At 61.5% G+C, this 18954-nt stretch carries 10 protein-coding genes and 1 pseudogene; 3 read left to right on the top strand and 8 right to left on the bottom strand.

Annotation, left to right across the window (positions count from 1 at the left end):
- Positions 1-54: 54 nt before the first annotated feature.
- The 6 genes from JS536_RS10365 to JS536_RS10340 form a co-directional block, all read right to left on the bottom strand.
- The gene (locus JS536_RS10365) at positions 55-948 is read right to left on the bottom strand and encodes an acyltransferase (protein WP_214356851.1); all 894 of its coding nucleotides are present in this window, start codon (positions 946-948) and stop codon (positions 55-57) included.
- A 141-nt stretch (positions 949-1089) separates the two neighbouring features.
- A complete protein-coding gene (locus JS536_RS10360) occupies positions 1090-2808 on the bottom strand; it encodes a DUF6020 family protein (protein ID WP_214356850.1) in 1719 nt (572 codons plus the stop codon).
- 79 nt (positions 2809-2887) lie between these two features.
- Positions 2888-4213 carry a hypothetical protein gene (locus JS536_RS10355; RefSeq protein WP_214356849.1) on the bottom strand — a complete coding sequence of 442 codons (1326 nt, stop codon included), beginning with the start codon at positions 4211-4213 and terminating at the stop codon, positions 2888-2890.
- A 134-nt stretch (positions 4214-4347) separates the two neighbouring features.
- Entirely contained in the window at positions 4348-6762 is a 2415-nt protein-coding gene (locus JS536_RS10350; protein WP_276310846.1) for an RICIN domain-containing protein, read from the bottom strand.
- A 269-nt stretch (positions 6763-7031) separates the two neighbouring features.
- Positions 7032-8114 carry an acyltransferase gene (locus JS536_RS10345; RefSeq protein WP_214356847.1) on the bottom strand — a complete coding sequence of 361 codons (1083 nt, stop codon included), beginning with the start codon at positions 8112-8114 and terminating at the stop codon, positions 7032-7034.
- On the bottom strand, positions 8114-10255 hold the full coding sequence (locus JS536_RS10340; protein WP_214356854.1) for a DUF4012 domain-containing protein: 2142 nt from the start codon (positions 10253-10255) through the stop codon (positions 8114-8116). Before JS536_RS10340 ends, JS536_RS10345 begins: the two co-directional genes overlap by 1 nt.
- Before the next feature lie 756 nt (positions 10256-11011).
- On the opposite strand from JS536_RS10340, the gene JS536_RS10335 reads away from it, so the two are divergent.
- From JS536_RS10335 to JS536_RS10325, 3 genes and pseudogenes are all read left to right on the top strand, one after another.
- Positions 11012-12478, top strand: coding sequence for an ABC transporter permease (locus JS536_RS10335; RefSeq protein WP_214356846.1), 1467 nt, complete (start codon positions 11012-11014; stop codon positions 12476-12478).
- 614 nt (positions 12479-13092) lie between these two features.
- Positions 13093-14010, top strand: a pseudogene (locus JS536_RS10330) (ATP-binding cassette domain-containing protein); the annotation flags it as partial.
- Between the two features lie 392 nt (positions 14011-14402).
- Complete coding sequence (locus tag JS536_RS10325; protein WP_214356845.1) at positions 14403-15236, top strand: HD domain-containing protein; 834 nt, start codon at positions 14403-14405, stop codon at positions 15234-15236.
- Between the two features lie 200 nt (positions 15237-15436).
- Here JS536_RS10325 and JS536_RS10320 read toward each other — a convergent pair whose 3' ends face one another.
- Both JS536_RS10320 and JS536_RS10315 read right to left on the bottom strand, forming a co-directional pair.
- Complete coding sequence (locus JS536_RS10320) at positions 15437-16297, bottom strand: class II glutamine amidotransferase (RefSeq protein ID WP_214305349.1); 861 nt, start codon at positions 16295-16297, stop codon at positions 15437-15439.
- Positions 16298-16456: 159 nt separating this feature from the next.
- On the bottom strand, positions 16457-18892 hold the full coding sequence (locus tag JS536_RS10315; protein ID WP_214356844.1) for a KUP/HAK/KT family potassium transporter: 2436 nt from the start codon (positions 18890-18892) through the stop codon (positions 16457-16459).
- Between the last annotated feature and the right edge of the window lie 62 nt (positions 18893-18954).

The following is an 18954-nucleotide window of genomic DNA, read 5'->3' as shown; positions in this document are numbered from 1 at the left end:
CAAGATCGCGGGCGTCCGACCGGAAGACCACAACGAAACACCAGCCGACACCGACTAGGATTTCGCGCTCACTTCCAGTGAGGCACCACTCCCGGTTTCGCGCTCACTTTCAAATGAGGCACCTCGATGGCCATACCCATTGGAGCGCAGGCCCAGCCAAGTCATGCCTGCCACACAGAGGATGAATACCGCCGCTGCGATCACCGCCTGATACTTCACCGGTTTCCAATACGTGTGGAAGTAGTACCCGGCCAGAAAATACAGCAGCGGCACCGAGGCGAACAACGGCCAGCCGAATAACGTATTGACGTACTCGGGCGCAAGATGGAAACGTTCGGCCAATGGGAACAGCACACCGATCACAGCCGTAAGTAGGAGCATATACTCCACACACCTGCGGTTCTTGACTACCAAAGACAATACAGGGGCAAGCACGTACAGGTAGATAATCGAGTAGAAGAACCAGTATGTATCGTTGACCTGGTTCGTGAGGAAGCGTTTCGCGAAATCAATCACACCGAGATTACCGGCGTAAGCGTCACCACCGTAGAACGAACTGGAAAACGTGCAGTAAACGATGTAGCACACCACACTGCCCAAAAGAAGCGCCCGGCCCACTCGCCAGAATCGCTTTCTGAAGAACATCTCAGTGGAATAACGGTCGCGATATCCCAAGAGATTCATGCCGCTGATCATGAAGAAGATCGGCACGGCGAAGATGGCGAGCGCCTGAAGGCCAACCATTTCCTTCCAAAGTCGTGTGGGAGTCGGGCCATACACCGGAAGCGTGGTGTGCAGAAGAACCACGGCGAAGCAGGAGAGGATGTTCAAACCGTAGACGAAGACCAGAGGAGCGGGCTTGTTCGGACGGACAGCGGACGGTAGCGGTTGCGATTGCGTCAATTCTTCAGTCTCCGGACAAGTTGAGTAGTCAACAGTATCCATCATGCCTCTTCTTTTCCGATCGCATAGTTCAAGACGATTACGATTCGCCCTCTTGAATCATGCTCAATAAACTACCCCTCAGTCGGCTCTGCCGACAGCTCTCCTGACAAGGGGAGCCAAGAAAGGCATCATCCCAATACTAGTTCATCGCGTTTCGTCATCTTCTGGATGTACGGCAAGTATTGCACAGGCCAAGGGCACCACGCATACCAGCGACACCACATAGCGCATGGCTTCTATGGATGCCGATACCGGGGAAATCCATAGGGAAGCATACGCGATTGCCAATGGGGAGATGCGAAGCAGCTGTATCCATCCGCCTCTTCTACGACGCCTCAGGCATTGGTACACCAGGAATGCCGTAATCCATGTGGACCATATGGCGCGGGAGAACAACACCATACCGATAGGTGTCTGTTCCAGCCACAGGATGATGCGCTCGACCCTCGCGCCTCGGTTTCCCGCACGCTCCGGACTGGCCAAGCCCGTGCCCGTGAAGCCCACCTGCTCATGACCTGAGAAGAATCCATGATTCGCTCCTTGCGCATAGACCGGCATAAGCCGCTCGTCTATATGCCGGTCGGAGGCATTGGGCATTGCCAGCCAGGCATATTCCAGTCCCGCATATGCCTCGGCATAAGTCAGTGGGTGTTGTATGAGTCCTTCGAACCATGCCTTCGCATACCGGGGAAGATACTTGTTTTTCGTGTTGTCCCAGACGAATCCTTTGACGTAATCGGCCGAACCGGGCACGTAGCGCCTTGCGACGTCCTTGCCCAGTATCTTTTGAATGGAATCACGCTGATTCTCACTTATGGAATCGCCATGATCACGCATGAGGCGGGCCGACTGTTGGAAAGGAACGGCCAACATTTCCTGTTTGCCGCCTGGCTGGATATTCGCAATGGGGAATACGACCTTGGGTAAAATCACCGTCATGACCATTGTCACGATAATCATGACAGCGGCAAGACGGAGCCGAGCTTTTTTCTGCACGTAAACGAACAGCATTAATTCGACTACCAGCGCGATATATACTCCCGTTTTCTTGGTCAACGCCATCAGCAATGAAATAACCAGCAATGCCATCCACGGACGGAGATTAATCAGCCGCTCCCCCCGCTTTTGGACTAACTGTGCGCACTGAATCACAAATAGGACGAATATCGGCAAGAATAGAGAGTCCTTGGCCATCGCGCTGGAATACATGGGGAAAATCGGGAACAGGCAGAAAAACGCCAGCGAAAGCATCAGCATTCGTCGACTGACTCCAAGCTGTCGCATGTATTGCAGGCAATACGCCAGAACGCAGGCGGTGATTGCCGACTGAATCAGTGAATATAGGAATACACCGTAATCACCGGAACCAATGAGATTGCCCAGTTGCACGAATAGACCGAAAACCATGGTGTCAAATATCGGATGGTGATCTGTGATTTGACCGCTGGTGAAAAGGTTCGGCAGATGATTCCACTGAAGTAATTGGTTGGCGGTGTCATACCAAATTACGCCGGGATACAGATACAACAGATACGGAAGCCAGAACAGGAATATGATTACCGTGATTATCAATCTTTGTTGCCAGCCGGATTGAAAATTCAGGAAATTAATTTTTCGTTGAAGTATGGAATCATTATCCGAACGCTGAAGATATCGGACGGCATACTCGCCGGCAATGCACACCAGAAATGCAAGAGCGGAATAGAACAGCCACTGCGGGATATCGGATATCGACCATCTCAGGGAATCATGGGCCTGCATGACGTTGCCACAGACCGCCAGTGCGCCGAGTGCCGTGCTCAGGACGAGCAGTCCTGGGCGGAGTCGTTTGAGCAGCTTTGTGTTATCCGTTAATCCACTCATAGACGCCCCCATACCGTATATCGGTGGATTTTCATTGCCAACACCTTTTGCACATAGTACTAGGGGCAAATCCGTATGGTTAATCGAGGGAACCAACGGTGAAGGCAACGGCTTGGGTGGTGCCGTCATATTGGGGAATCATCACGGTGTTGGAGTCGGCGGCGATGGTGGGGCGGGAATAGCCTTGGACGCCCCCTAGGTACTTGACTTCTGACCGCTGCCAGTTGAAGGCGTACATGCCGACGTTGTCGGTTTGGGAGCCGGAGCCCCAGACAATCCAGTCGCTGTTCATCGAGGCCACCACGCTGGCGGATTTGACGTGAATCCAGCCGAGGTTGGTTTTGAAATCATCGGACCAAAGGCCGATGTAGTTGCCGGAGGTCTGGGTTCCGTCAGAGAAGGCGACGGCGCGATAATCGCCATGGGCCCAGACGCCGGCGATGCCCCATGCGTTGTTGTCCGAATGAACGGTGAAGACCGTGGTGGTTTTGGTGCCGTCGTCGTGCTTCAGTGCGGCATAAGCGCGGAAATCGTTCTTTTGGGCGGGATCGGAGGCGAACAGGACTCCGTCTTTTGTGGCGGCCGGGAAATTGCCGGCTGCAATCACGCGAGGCTTCTCGGAATCGCCGGTCAGCGAATACTGAAGGATAGTTTCCTGCCAGGTATCGTCGTTACGAATGTTGGCGGCAAAGTAGGCGTTCTTCTCGTTAAAAGTGGGGACCACTTCACCGTACGTAGCCGGCGTGTCGTCTCGGCCATTCAGAGCGGCAGCAGTACCGAGCGTGACGGTTTTGTCGGAAGCCTTATCCCATGTCTGCAGCCGCCAGTTGTCCACGCTGGTTTGAGCGGCGGTGTTCAGGGTGGAGGACCTCCAGACTATGCGATTCCCGTCGCCCGTGCCGTCCTGTGGCTCGTAGAAAGTGCTGGATTGGGTATTCGGGTCGATGTTTTGGGTATTGCCGTTCTGGCCGATCAACGCGGCGTAATAGGCCTGTAGATTGTTCGAATCGGTGGTGGACGAGCCGAATACCGTGTCCGCATCGATGGGGAATGAGCCGATTTGGGAGAAATCACCACCGAAGATCCAGGAATTTTGGAATTGCGCGGGTTGGGCACCTTCCGAAACTTCGACGGTGGAACCGGTGACGGGGACGCCATCGAGAGAGAAGGGCAAGTCGGGGGCGAACAGTTGCGAACCATTTTTCCGGACGGTGGCGCCGTCGGTGGATGCCGATTGGATGGTCGGGCTTTCCGTTTGGTGTTGGGCGACCTGGATGCCTACTACCGTGCCGGCTATAGCGAGGACGACTACGACTATTGCCGCGAGGATTATAGTGATTCGGGCGCGTTTGTGATTGCCATGCTGAGTCAACGTTGATGACGATTCGGGGTTATTGACAGACATGTGGATCCGTAAACTTTCGAGAAGATTCTAACGCGATATATCCTCTCCGAGGACTACCCCTCAGTCGCCTCCGGCGACAGCTCCCCTGACAAGGGGAGCCGAGGAAATACCGGCAAGACTGTCTAGCCGGGGTATTATCGGGCAGCAACGAAGGACGCGGCGTCGTTGGCATCGGACGAGGGTGCCCAGACCATGTAGTCCCTGCGGAAGTTGCCGAGGTTGTACCAGAACTTCTGGGCACCGCCGTAGGAGGCCAGCGGGTCGGCGATCAGCGTCTCGTCATTCTGCGAGTTGTACGTATCCACCACCATGGCATGACCGAACGTGGCATTGGCGTGACCGTTCGGATGCGGACCGCCGCGGCGTTCGTACGTGAACAGAATCGGGGCGTAGCCGGTCTCATAGGAATGCATCACAGCGTTACGGAGCGTCTCGTAGCTCGGCGCGCGCTCGGCATAGAACGTGTTGCTGCCGACCCACCTGTTCAGGCCGTTGACGGCGTCCAGATCATAGGTGCCCCAAGGCTGGGTGTTCATATACCGGGCCACGTTATTCACGGTCAGGCCAGTGCCGTTGGCGGCATTCCACTGGCCGGCGGTAGCGAGCACCATATATCCGGAGGTCGGCGCGCAGTAATAGAGGTTCGGCTGCCCGGCCCAATGCAGATTGTGCGTGTAGACACCGGCGGGCATGCCGTCGCTCCAATAGGAGCCGTGCTCGAAGTCCTGACGGGTGTGACCACGGTCGTTGTACGCTTCGGACCTCGGATATCCACGGTCGCCGCGTTCGGCATTCTGCGATTGGTAGCGCTCGAGGAACTCACCGGAGACGGTGAATGCTCCAAGACCCGCACGCCAGTAGATCGTGCCGTGCTCGAATGACTGCCATGCGCCTTTTCGCACGCTCGCGGTTTCGTCCGAGGTGGGCAGACCAAGCTTGCCGGTGGGACCGCCCTGCTTGGTGTATTCGGCGAACATTCCACCATGGACGGCATGCACGTCACCCGACTTAGACGCATACACCACACCACCCTTGAATTGCTGGTAGCTGCCGGAAGCCGCAGTTCCCGAATTGCCGGTAGGCGCACCAAGCCAGCCGCCCAGACCGCCCTGCTTGCTCCAGTACCGGTAAACGAAGGAATTCATCACCGTGGCGGTGGAGGAGTCCGTTTCGGACGCAGCCACTATGGCACCGCCGGAATACTCATGGAGGTAGTACTTACCGGACTTCACCGTGATGTTGTTCGCAGACGACCCGAGCGACCAGCTGCCGGACTGAGAGTACTTGCTGCGGATGCTCGGTACCGTGCCACCGTTTGGGTAGACGTACACCGTGCCGCCGTCGAACTCTTGCGCAGTACGTTCATCGGTGACTTCGGCGCTGCCCTTGGGCCAACCAAGCCAACCATTCGCACCCTTCTGGGAAACCCAGTAATCGGAGACCTCCTCGGTCAGGGCCGTGACGATCTTGCCGTTGTTGCGCGAGATGATGCTGCCATGTTCGAACGACTGCGCCACACGATCCTTGGAATTCTGCGCATTGCCTACCGGATAGCCGAGCCAGCCGGTTGCTCCGCCCGCCTCGGCGTAGGTGCGGTACATGGCACCTTCCACAGCGTAGAGCGTGCCATCCTTCTTGACGTAGACGGCACCGTTGGCGAATTCCTGAGTCAGGTAGTCGCCGACGGTTTGCTCGTTTGCTTTGGGCTGGCCAAGCGCGGCATGACGCTGCCAATAGGCTTCGATGGTGCCGTGGACGTATGGGGAAGTGTCCAATAGCCAGTACTGGGCTTTGGAGCTGTTGGCACGATATATTTCCACGTTCGTTTTGTCCTTGTTGACGGCGCCATGCACGTCAAGTCGCAAACCGATATTCAGCGCGGAATACAACGTGAAACCCTTACCGTCAGACGTGGGAACGGCAACCCAACGCTGTCCGGCTCCCCCATTCGAGGTGTATTGCTGCACGTTGGCGCCACTCTGAGCCACGCCGCCGTTCACATCGAGCACTTTGCCGCTGCGCACATTGGTCAGGGTGATGAAGCCGGCATCATCATGCGTGACCTGCCAACGCTGGCCGGACGTGTGATTGTTGTGATAGGTCTGCACGTTGGCTTTATCAGTCAGGACGCCACCATTGACGTCCAGCACCTGGCTGCCGCCTACGCCGCTGGCGAGCGCGTAGATGCCATCCGGGATGGTGTTTTTATTCTCGGCGGCCAGTTGTTTAAGTGGGTCTTGGGATGCGCTGTCCTCATCCGGAGCAGGGGTATTAGCCGATTTGCTCTGAGTCTGCTGGGACGTTGTTGAGTCATCAGTGGACGCATTTTCCGTTGTGGTGCCATTCGGCACGCTTTGACTGTCGGCTGTGTTTCCCGACTGTGCCGTAACGCTGGACTGCGCCTGGTCTGATCGATCCGAGGTACTCGGGGCGTCTTGCTGCGTTGATTCCGTGGAGTTGTTATCGGCCTGTATGGTGGCGGTTTCACCATTCGGTTGTGTAGGTTCATCGCCGTATGCGGCTGCTGGGACCGCACCGGCAAGGCACATGGCGATCACAGCCACGGCACCAATCAGATTCTTCTTCATTCCCTGCGTTGCATGAGACATGGCTCTCCAGCCCCTCTGTGCGTTCTTCTCTCCTGTTGCCCGGCCGTTGGAGCCACCCCTTCTTCCGGTCGGTAACTGGTTTTCATGGTAGCTCGGTTTGGGCACGACATGGGTAGTGAGGTTTGTTATTTGGCTCGGAAGCTTCTTTTGAGGGACTACCCCTCAGTCGACTACGTCGACAGCTCCCCTGGCAAGGGGAGCCGAGAAAATCAAATACGCACTTTGTGCAGGAGTCGCTGGAGGGGTTTGAGGAGGAGGTTGTCGGCGATGATGGCGAAGAGGAGGGCGGCGAGGAAGGTGGCGGCGAACATGGCGACGCTGATGGCGGCGTATTGGAGGCCGTTCGTGGGCGCGGGCAGGAAGCGGCCAATCGCCACTTTGGAGAGGGGCGAGTGGACCAGGTAGATCGTGTATGAGTAGCCGGCGAGCCAGATGATGGCCTTGCGGGCGCGTTCCGAGCGGATATGCACGTCGTAGCGGAAGAGCAGGAAGATTGCCGCGACCACCACGGCGTAGGCCACGGTGAGGGTGCGGTTGACCTGAGCGGGATGGCCGGGGAACAGGACCGGCGCGGCGACCGTCCAGGCGAGTGTGAACGGGGCGATGACGTACGTTGCGCGACGAGCACGTACGGACGGCGGGTAGAACTCCAGCACGTAGCCCAGCAGGTAGTAGAACAGCAGGCCGCGCCACGGGAACGAGTTCAGGAAGGTAAGCGGGTAGCCGAACAGGCTGCAAATCTGCTCGGCTGCGGCCACCGCGGCGGCGAGGCCGATGAGCAGCCATGCGCCGGTACGGCCAATCGCGCGCAGCATCGGAGCCATGAATGGGGTGGCCAGCACGAATCCGGCGAGCATGAAGACGAACCAGTAGACGGAATCGTCGTAGCCGGAGAAGAGGTCGTAGAGCGTGCCGGTGGCGGCGCCGGCGAGCGAGCGGTGGTCCATCACGAGGTACGCGGTGAAGCCAAGGGTGCCGGCGTAGAAGAGGTACGGAAAAATAAGGGAGACGAAACGCTTGTAGTAGTAGCGGGCGTAGGGTTTCAGGCCGGATTCCTCACCTGCGTCGAATGTCAGGTTGAAGCGGCCGGAGACCATGATGAACAGCGGGTTGCAGGTCATGAAGATGGCGAATAGCGTGAAACGCACGGTTTCGTCCGGGCCAGTGAGGGTCATTTTGACCGGCATGTAGTTGTTGACCACGTGGACGCCGATGACCAGGCACATCGCCACGCAGCGCAGGAGGTCGTAGTTGACATTGCGGGGTGGTTTCGAGCTTTCCACAATAGGCATCACACGGCACCGGCAAGAGACTTGATATCCACAGGGCAGGAGAGCTGGCCCTTAATCTTGTCCAGCGCGCTGAGTCCTGAAGAGGGATCCTTCTTGGCCGTGCTGCCGCCGGCGGTGTTGCCCGTGGTGTTCTGGGAATCCTGAGAACCGTTCGTCGACGGGGAACCGTCACCGGCATCACTGGCACCGGCCTTCACCGCACCGGGCGAAAGCTCGGCCGGGCATTCGTCGATGACCTTGCCGTTTGAGCCGGTTTCGATGCCGTCCGCGTTGACCACCGGGGTGGTCACCACGTCGAGCGGCTGGGTGGCGGTGTTTTTCACGCGCACGGTGAACGCGATCGTGCGCTCCTCCCCCGGCTCGATCCACTGCTGGTCGAACGTGACGTACTGGCGGTCGTACATGGTGGCGGTGTTCGCGCCCCACTTGACGGTGTCCGCCTGCACCACGTTGATTTCGCCGCCGTACGGCGCGGTGAGCACGATGCGGTACAGCAGGCCGCCGGGTACTTCGGTTTCGGTGCCGCCGGTGATGAATTCGGGCAGGGTCTTGGCCTCCGCCTTGGTCATCGTGTTCTTCATGGTGAACGTCACGGTGTATTCGGTGCCCGTCTGGTCGGCCGGGATCAGGCCGAGCTGCGTGCCGGCGGCCGCGGAAACGATGCGACCGTCCAGCGAACCGGTCACGCCGGCCGTATCCGTGGCGGATACTTCGCCGCAGGTCTTGGTCACGGTGGTGGTGGTCCGCAGGTACCAGTCCTGCTTGCCCTGCTGCAGTTCGGACAGGTAGATGCCGGCCTGCGGCACGCTCTCGTCCGTGGACAGTTCGCCGCCGGCCTTGTCGTCGATGAGACCGGTGGAGATGAGTGCGGTCTGTTCCAGTTCGTTGGCCATCCACAGCTTCAGGTGGCCGCCGGCTGACGTCTGGCGCACGGCCTTGAGCAGTCCCGAGACCGAGGAGCCGTTGATGTTGCCGAGCACGTGCGTCATGATCTCCTGCGCGGCCTCGGACACGTACTTGTTCTGCTCCTCGAACTTCGGATGCTCGAGGTACAGGTCATGCAGCAGGAACGGCACGGTGGTGTCGCCGTCCAGAACCTTGCCGTCGGACAGCTTCACCTGTCCGGTGGCGTCCAGCAGGGATTCCAGGAACACCGGGTCGAGACCGATCACGCCGGCCACGTTCTTGTCCTTATTATGCTTCTGGTTGAGCCACAGGTACTTGTTGTACTGGGCCACGCGCTGGAATTCTGGGTTGATGGCGGTGGTGGCCGGGTATTCGTCGAATGTGTCGCCGAACGCCGCGCGCTCCTCCAGCACCTTGTCGTCCAGGGGCTGATCGGGGATGTCCCAGCCGGATGTGGAGCTGAAGTCGCCGATGGTCACCCTGCCCTTGTTCGCGGTCACGGCGGCGATCGTGCCGATCATGCCGCCGGACGAGCGCAGTTCCGCGGGGTTCTGCACGAGCACCAGATACGTGCGTTCGCCGTCCTCGCCGAGCAGCTGCGGCAGGAGGTTGATCAGGTCGTCGTACTCGGAGAGCATCGAATCGACGGTCTGCAGAGCGGTCTTCTCGGTGCTGAGCATGGCCGCCATCTTGGCGATGCTGGGCGTGGGGATCGAGTCGAGCTTGGCGATCTGCGCCTTGAGATCCTTGTGCGTATCGGACACGATTTCGGGCATGTCCATGAGCGCGCTCACGTCCACGGTGCCGTTCTTCATCGAGAAGCCCTGAAGTTTCTGCGCAAGACCCAGCAAATCCGTAAAGGGGCCGTTGACGAGCGTGTCCACGGAGGCGAGCATCTCGCGGGCCGCGGTGATGTCGTTGCCGAAACGGGTGTGGTCGCGGATGAGGTCCCACTGCGGGCCGTTGAGTTCCTTGTTGAGGTCGTTGGTGGATTTGACGAGGTCCTGCGCCACTTCGGACAGGCTTTCGTCGCTGCCGCAGCCGAGCGCGGTGTTGGCCAGGCTTTCGGCGGAGGAGAGCACGCGCTGCGCGTTGGTGACCATGCGCGCCACGGACGCGGCGTACAGCGCGGTCACGCAGGTGGCGGCGGCGAACATCGTCACCAGCACCACCACGACCGCACGCAGCCAGCCCGGTGCGATGGCGAGCAGCGAGCGCCCCTTACGGCCGCCCACATGCTGCGGTGTGTTGAGCTTCAGGTCGTCCTTGCTGCGTGCGGCGGCACGGATGGAACGGTGGACGCGATGGGAATGGCGGTGCGTATCGCGGTGCGTCGCGCGGTGGCTGGTCGGGGTATCGGAGGAGTCCTGATGGTCACGGCCGAACGTGCTGCCCGTGTCGTCCTGCCCGGCGTAGTCGGCGGCATCGGCGGAAGCGGCGTAGTCGTAATCGTTGCCGACGCCATCGGCAGCGACGTTGCCTACGGTATCGCCGGCGACGTCGTCATCCGAACCGGCACCCGACGTTCCGGACAGGCCGTCCATCTGGCTGTCGTCTGCGCGGAAGCTGCTGGCGCGACGCCCGTGACGTCCTGAACTGGAACGCATACTCACCTGCCTCTAGTCAAACGGAGCATAGTCTCGTGGTGCTGTGACCGGAATCGGCGTGAATCTCATAAGGGCTACCCCTCAGTCTCGCTCCGCGAGCCAGCTCCCCTGACAAGGGGCGCCGAGAAAAGGCCGCACCGACCTAGCCGCAAACAGACCACAACAGAGTTGTCTAACTTGCCAGTGTACCCAGCACGGGAAACAGACGGGAAAAATCCCGCGGAAACTCGCGCGAATCCGCGCACGACCACCACATCGCGTTCAGCATGTTCTCAGGGTTCGTTGAGGGGTATAACAGTAATGCGCAAGAAAACGGTCACGATGCGCAGCAATAGTAAGAGCCGTATTGATTTGTTCGGCTTAGGAGAACGGGAGAAGTAACGCATGTTCGTCCTCGGCAACGCCTGGCGGGCCCTGACGCGCTCAAAGGGGCGCACGGCTCTCACCGCGTTCATCACTCTGGCGGTAACGTTCGGCACGGTTGCCGGACTCGCCATCGTTCAGGAAAACACCACCGCGCACACCACCACGTACGATTCGCAGAAGGCCACGATGGCCATCCGTCCGAGCGCGGCGGCATGGAAGAAGGTCTCGGCCACCGACTCGTCCACCACCAAGCAGTACATGACGTGGACCGCCTACACCGAGTACGCCACAGCCATCCAGACGGCCACCAACACGCTCGACTTCACGGTGACGGAAACCGTGCCGGCCCGCGTCTCCGGCGATCTGAAGGCCCTGGACGGCGACTCGCTGAACGGCGCCTCCGACGACAAGACCGGCGGCCAGCTCCTGTGGCGCGCGTTCTGGACCCGCGACGCCGCCAAGGCCAACAACCTGGGCACGTACACCATCGTGGACGGCAAGGGCCTGAGCTTCAACAACCAGTCCTCCAACCCGGACACCACGGGCGCGTTGGTCTCCTCCGCGTTCGCCAAGGCCAACAACCTCAAGGTGGGCGACAAGTTCAAGGTGGCCGCCGCCTCGGATAAGTCCAAGACGGTGGAGCTCAAGGTGCGCGGCATCTACGAGTACACCTCCGAGGCCGACGCCGACAACCCGGTGGTGACCGCCCGCAACCGCGAGAACGCCATCTACACGAACTACCAGACCTTCGCCTCGGCCGAGCTGGATCCGCAGTCCTCCGACTCCTCCGCCAAGGGCTGGCAGGTGCCGGACCTCGACATCGTGTTCAACCTGTCCGACGCCTCCACGTACAAGTCCGTGGTCGCCACGCTCAAGAAGTCCAAGCTGCCGGCCAAGGGCTACACCATCTCCTCCCCCTCGCTGGAGGCGTACACCAAGTCGCTGGCCCCGCTGGAGACGCTGGCCTCCCGCGCCCACACCGGCGTGATTCTGCTGCTTTCGGTGGGTGGCGTGCTACTGCTCGCCCTCGTGCTGCTCGGCGTGTGGGCTCCGAAGCGTGACGACGAGATCGGCATGGCGCTGGTCTCCGGCGTGACCCGCGGCCGTCTGGGCTGGCAGTTCATGCTGGAGGTGTTCATCGTGACGCTGCCGTTCTACGCGATCGGTCTGGTGGGTGGCACGTTCGCCGCCAAGCCCATCGGCGCGGCACTGGCTTCCGGCCACGCCACGGCCGTGACGTCCGATTTGGTATGGAAGATGGTCTGGTATGGTCTCGGCGCGATTCTGGTGCTGGCGATCCTGGCCGCCCTGCGACTCGCCTTCTACGGCTCGGACAAGCTGTTCGCGGCCGACGGCGATTGGGGTACGGTCCGCGAGACCGAAGCGATCGAGGCCGAGTCCGGCGCCACCGGTGCGACTGCGGCTGTTGCGACCACTACCACGACGACCGGCGAGTCCGGCAATGATGCGGAGGCGAAGGCATGAGCGACAAGGACATCGAGAAGAACGAGCAGGCTGCGGACGCGACCGCGGAGACGGCCGAGAACGTGGCCAACGCGGCAGATGTGGCCGAGGCTACGGAGTCCGCGGAGGCCACCGAAGCCGCCGAAACTACTGAGCCTGCCGAGACCGCCGAGGACGCCGCCGAGGAGACGGCCGACAACGCGGACGCCGAGGCCTCCCCTGCCGATTCCGTGCAGTTCAGCGTGGTGTTCGACGAGGATGACGACGATACCGACATCGACGCCGCTTCCGAGGGCACGGCCGGCAGCATTTACGACAGCCTGGCCGCCGCGGAACAGTCGGCGAGCGCATCCGTCGCCGACGCCGCGGACGAATCGGACGACTCCGGCGACGCCGTCATCGACAAGGACGACGTGACCGCAGCGCTCATCGCCTCCGCCACCGGCGCCGACCCGACCCGTGTCAAGGAGGCGGCCGGACTGAAGAAGGCCGCCGATACCGGCGCGAAGAACGCCGACGCATCGGCCGAGAACAAGGCGGACGAAACCACAGCCGTCGAGACGGGTACGAACACCGCCGCAACCGCCAAGGCAGACGCCAAACCGGTGCCGAGCCCGGCGCTCCCGCCGCGACCGTCCGCGGATGACGACGAGCCGAGCGAGGCCGAAGCGGACGCCCTGGCTCCCGCCAACGCCTCCGCCGAGGTCACCGCGCGCAATGCGCAGAAGGTCAACGAGACGCTGGCCCTGGCCAAGTCGGATGAGAAGAACCCGCTGGCGGGCCACGAGGAGGCCGGCGCCAAGTCCGAGCCGACCATGACGCTGGCCTCGCGCATCGACCGCGTACTGGTGGGCGGCGGCGCGGACGACGTGCTGCTCAAGACCTACCCCACGTACGCGCTCAACAAGGTGACCATGCACGGCCCCAAGGGCAAGGTGGTGCTGGATAACGTGGGATTCTCCTGCTACGCCGGCCATTCCTATGCGCTGCTCATCCAGGACGACCCCGATTCCGGCCTGACCGCGGATGTGAAGCGCCGCACGCTCATGGGCGTGATGACCGGCCTGATCCATCCGGGCGCGGGCGCGGTGATGAACAAGAGCGCGAACATCGCCGAACTGGAGCCGATCGAGCTGCGCGGCCATCGCCTGGGCATCGTGCCGCAACGTCACGCCCTGCAGCCGTATCTGGACGCCGAGAAGAACGTGCTGTACGCGATGAACGCCTCGAACCGCAACTTCCTCAAGCCCAAGCCGGTGATCGCCCGCGAGCTGCTGGCCAAGGTGGGCTTCACGGAGGCGACGAGCGGCGTGGCGGTCGGCAAGCTGCCCGAGGTGCAGCAGCGACTGGTGGCCATCGCGCGCGCCATCAGCACCGAGGCCGAGGTACTCATCCTCGACGAGCCGACCCACGGGCTGAACGAGGACGATACGGTGACCGTGTTCGCCGCGCTGGCCAAGCTGGCCCACAGCGGCGATCCGAAGCGCTGCGTAATCGTGCTCACCGCGTCCCGTGAGATCGCCGAAGCGGCGGACACGCTGTTCGAGATCTGACGCTTCGCGCAGGCGAAACGATTTGCGGTTTTGAGATGGCCGGGAGAATCGATAGTGAATCGAATCTCCCGGCCATTTGCATTGGCTCTGTTAAATCAAGATTGGTATGGCCCCATTCTCGACTCCCCTTGAAGGATATTGCCGTGAAGCAAACAGTCCAGTGGACTGTTTGTAGGCAATGTGCGAGACGGCAGTCGAGCCAGCAGGACGCGAACGCAGTTCGTCCGTAGTTGCTGGACGAGCTGGCGGCGAAGCCGTCTGAGGGGTAGTCCCATCGGATTCACGTCAATTTTCATTTAACAGAGCCTTTGCATTACGGGGGATGATTTCCCGCGCTAACCTAGCGGGTGGAGACATTGAAACCAGCGACACGATTACGAAGGCGGACAGTCATGAGCGGATATATTCCAACGGTCCAGCAGATCGACGAGCTGCACAGGAAGATCGCGCCGTCCGAGGAGGCCTACGAGCTGGTGCATACGCACTGCGTGATCGTGGCCACCATCGCCTGCCAGATCGTGCGCCGGCAGAACGCGCTGTTCACGCGCCGCTGCACGTTGCCGAAGGACGCGCCGGAATGGGGTGACCGCGCGGTTACGACGGCCGCTACCGCCACGACTGCCGCTGGCGATGACGCGGCTGCGCGCGATGCAGGCCAGTCCGGTGCCGCCGCGACCTCCTCCCCCAGCGCGCCCGCCTATCTGGTGCCGCCCACCGCGGGCGTGACCGGCGGTCATGTGCCTCCGCGGCTGCTGGACGAGCATCTGGTGCTCATCGGCGGCCTACTGCACGACATCGGCACCTACAAGGTCTTCAAGCACGACGGCACGGACGGCGAACCGCTGAAGTTCAGCGGCAAGAAGTACATCCTGCACGGCCTCAAGGGCTATAAGTACCTGCTCAAGGAAGGCGTGGACGAGTCCATCGCGCAGTTCTGCCGCAATCACACCGGCGTGGGGCTCACGCGCGAGGACGTGATCCGGCAGGACCTGCCGCTGCCGCCGGACGACTACGTGCCGATGAATCTGGAACAGGAGGTGGTGATGTACGCCGACAAGTTCCACAGCAAGTCGGTGCCGCCGAAGTTCCTGACTGTGGACGCCTATACGAAGCGCGCCGAACGGTACGGCGATGAGAACAAGGAACGCTGGCTCGAACTGGTAGCCAAGTACGGCGTGCCGGATATCCCGGCGCTGGCCGAGAAGTACCAGATGCGGCTGATCTAAAGTGTCGTAATTTATCCGAAATCGACATTCTTGCTCAAGGACTACCCCTCAGTCGCCTCCGGCGCCAGCTCGTCCAGCAACTACGGACGAACTTCGTTCGCGTTCTGCTGGCTCGACTGCCGTCTCGCACATTGCCTACAAACAGTCCACTGGACTGTTTGCTTCACGGCAATATCCTTCAAGGGGAGCCAAGAATATCGTCAGATGGAACGCAGGCGAAAGGTGCCGTTGCGGTTGGAGGCCACGATCATCTGGTCGTTCTCCAGCACGTCCCAATCCTCCTGGTCGTAACCGGAGGAGGAGACCACCACGCCTGCGGGGTCGCCGTTCTCGTCCTGCAGGGCACGGTAGCGCATCACACGGTAGTCGGCGGCCTGCTCGCCGCGGCCGTACTCGTCGTAGATCTCCACGATGCGCGGGCTGGTGACCTCACGGCCGGAGGCGCGCAGGGCCACGAGCTGGTCCTCGGACTGGATCATGCAGTTGTAGCTGGACTTCGGGTAGGCCTGGCGCAGTTCGCGCACGGCCTGGGCCACGGCCTCGTCGAGCGGGAAGCCGAAGCCGATGTACTCGAGGATCACGGCGAAGAAGATGGCGGAATCGGAGCGGCCGCCGGTGGACAGCAGGATACTGTGGTCGACCGGGTAGGAACGGTTGGTCACGATGTTGCGGCCGTTGGCATCCGAGATGTCGCCGTTGTGGATGAAGCTCAGGCCATTGGCGTAGAACGGGTGCTGGTTCTCCATGATGAGCGGCAGGTTGGAGCTGGCCAGGCGCAGGTGCCACAGGGCGCCGCGGGCGGGCTCGTTGGCGAGCGCCTCGAACGTGGAGTCGAAACGGGCGGCGATGGTGGACTTGTAGATCTTGGTGCCGGTTTCCGGGGTGGGGGCGCCGCCGTCGCGGATGTACGGGGCTTCGGCGGGGTCGGAGAGCTGCGCGACGCCCCAACCGTCATTGTGGATCTCGGACAGCTCGCGGAAGTCCGCAGCGTTCTCCGAGCCCAGAATGGCGTTGAGGCTCACGTTGAAGCCGGCCGTGGCGTATCCCAGTAATCTGCACATGGTATTTCAAGATACTGGAGTTCTTCAAGGACTTGCGGCGGGCGTTATAGGTGTTCTTTATAGGGCGCTTATAGCGCGGGCCTTATGACTGGAATTCCGCGGTTTTGCCGGGTCGAAGGTATCCGGTGCCGTCCTGGCCGTCGAGACGACACCGGATACCTATCGCCTGGTCGGACGCGGCGGGCGGACGGCGTTCTTGTCGCCCTTTCCGGAAGTCCGAGCGGATGGACGCCCCGACGGAACCGAGGCCTCCGGCGCATGGACCAATCGGCCCAGACCGGACGTGGTGTCCATCGGGTCGGGCACGGCGGCCGGATCGGCCTTGTCGATGCGCACGGATTCGGCGTATGCGCGCGGGAGCGGCTCGATACGCTGCAGTCGCGGCGGACGGCGCGTGGACACGAACAGCGGCTGCACCTCCACCAGCGGGTTGTACGGTGCCAGGCCGAACCATTTGACCGGCGAACCGGCCACGCGGCGGATGGTGTACTTGGCCTGCAGCGAGAGCGCACCCCACGCCGAGACCTTGGATTCGGGCATGAGGGCCTTGTGGATGAGCACGTACCGGATGGTACCGATGTCCGGGTCGGCGTCGACCTTCGGGTAGATGGACTTCTGCTTGGGCAGCTCGCCGGACTTGGACAGGTCGTGCATGATCTGGTGGATGTAGGCCGGGATGGACTGCGAGACCTTGAATCCCAGCCGGATGCGCACGCGGTAGATGTAGTTGGTGTCGAAGCGCTCCACCGAGTATTCGCGTGTGAACGGCTCGTCGGTGGTCTCCACGCTCACGGCCCACCATGCGCGGGCGCGCTTGGGATGGTCGGCGAAGATGGAGAAGAAGATGTCCGTGTCGAGTCGTTTGGTCTCGGAGTCGGAGGTCAGGTAGACGATGTTGTCCGCGAAGTACGGGATGCGGAAGTCACCGTGCAGCTTGTCGAGCGCGGGTAGGAAGTCCTGCGGCTGCATGTGACGGCGTTGCGCGCGTTCCAGTTTGGTGCCCTGGTCCCAAGTGACCATGACGAACAGGATGGCGCAGGTCAGCAGGCAGGTGAACCAGCCGCCGTGCAGGAACTTGGCCATGGACGCCACAAAGAACAGAGTCTGGATGGCCAGGAACAGCACGACGAACACGAAGGCCCAGAACCGCCGGCCGGAATGCCAGATGTAGACGCCGAGCAGCACGGTGGTGGTGATCATGGTGACGGTGAGCGCCAGGCCGTACGCGGCGGAGATGTGCTCGGAGTCCTTGAACAGGGCGAGCACAAGCAGCGTGGAGACGCACAGCACGCCGTTGACCACCGGGATGTAGAGCTGGCCGCGCGTGCGGGCCGGGTAGCGCACCTGCAAGTGAGGCATCCAGTTGAGGCGCGTGGCCTCGGAAACCATGGTGAACGCGCCGGTGATGAGGGCCTGGGAGGCGATCACGCCGGCCGTGACGGAAAGGATCACGGCGAGGTAGCGCACGTTCGGGCTCATCATCTGGAAGAACGGGTTGAGCGTGCGCATGGTGGTGTAGTCGGGGTTGCGGTCGTTGGCGAGCATCCATGCGCCCTGGCCGAAGTAGTTGAGGACCAGCGCCACCTTGATGAACGGCCAGGTGAAGTAGATGTTGCCGCGACCCACGTGGCCCATGTCCGAGTAGAGCGCCTCGGCACCGGTGGTGGAGAGGAACACGGTGCCCATGAGCGCGATGCCGGCCGCGTTGCGCGGGCTGAACAGGAACCGGACGCCGTAGACGGGGTTGAGGGCCTCGAACACGGACCAGTCGTTGGAGAGGTTCGCCACGCCCACGATGGCCAGGAAGCTGAACCAGATGAGCACGATGGAGCCGAACACGCGACCGATGCTTTCGGTGCCGCGCGACTGCACGGCGAAGAGGACGACGATGATGACCACGGTGATCATCAGGGTCAGGCTCGGATTGTCGTCGAAGAGCTGTTCCAGAGGCGGCAATGTCTGCAGGCCCTCGACGGCGGAGCTGATGGAGACGGCCGGGGTGAGCACCGAATCGGCCAGGAACGCCGCGCCGCCGAGCATGGCGGGGATGGCGAGCCATGCGCCGTGACGGCGGATCAGCGAGTAGAGCGCGAAGATGCCGCCTTCGCCGTTGTTGTCGATGCGCATGGCGATGAGCACGTATTTGACGGTGGTGATCAGCGTGATGGACCAGAACACCAGCGAGAGCATGCCGAGCACCGCCGCGCGGTCCACGCTGCCGATGCCGCCCTGGCCGGACAGGAACGTCTGTGCGGTGTACAGGGGGGAGGTGCCGATGTCGCCGTAGACCACGCCGAGCGCCACGATGGCCATGCCCCACGTGATCTTGTCCGGTCCGGACTGCAGGCGGGCCCACCATCGGCCGAGACGGCCCTTGGACGATGCGGAGGCGAGCTTTTCGGCCTCCTTGTTCTCGGCTTCCCTGAGTTTGGCGAGCGCCTCGCGCTCCTCGCGGGTCAGTGTGCGGCGGGAGACCTTGGGCGCGTTGGTGAAGGTGTCCGCCCTGAGCAGGGCCTCTTCCTCCTGTTTGGCTTTGCTGATTGCCCTGGTCGCGGCTTTCGGGGCGCGCGAGGTTCGTTTATTCGACTCGGCCATACGTTCAGTCCTTTGCGCGGGACCAACCCCCACCCGCGACTTCCTCTGTCTAACTCAACACA

Origin of the sequence: Bifidobacterium sp. SO4 (genome assembly GCF_018555355.1) — a bacterium.
In the GTDB taxonomy this organism is placed as follows: domain Bacteria; phylum Actinomycetota; class Actinomycetes; order Actinomycetales; family Bifidobacteriaceae; genus Bifidobacterium; species Bifidobacterium miconisargentati.
The sequence above is the reverse complement of the archived record's forward strand: the minus strand, read 5'-3'. Positions and strand labels throughout refer to the sequence as shown.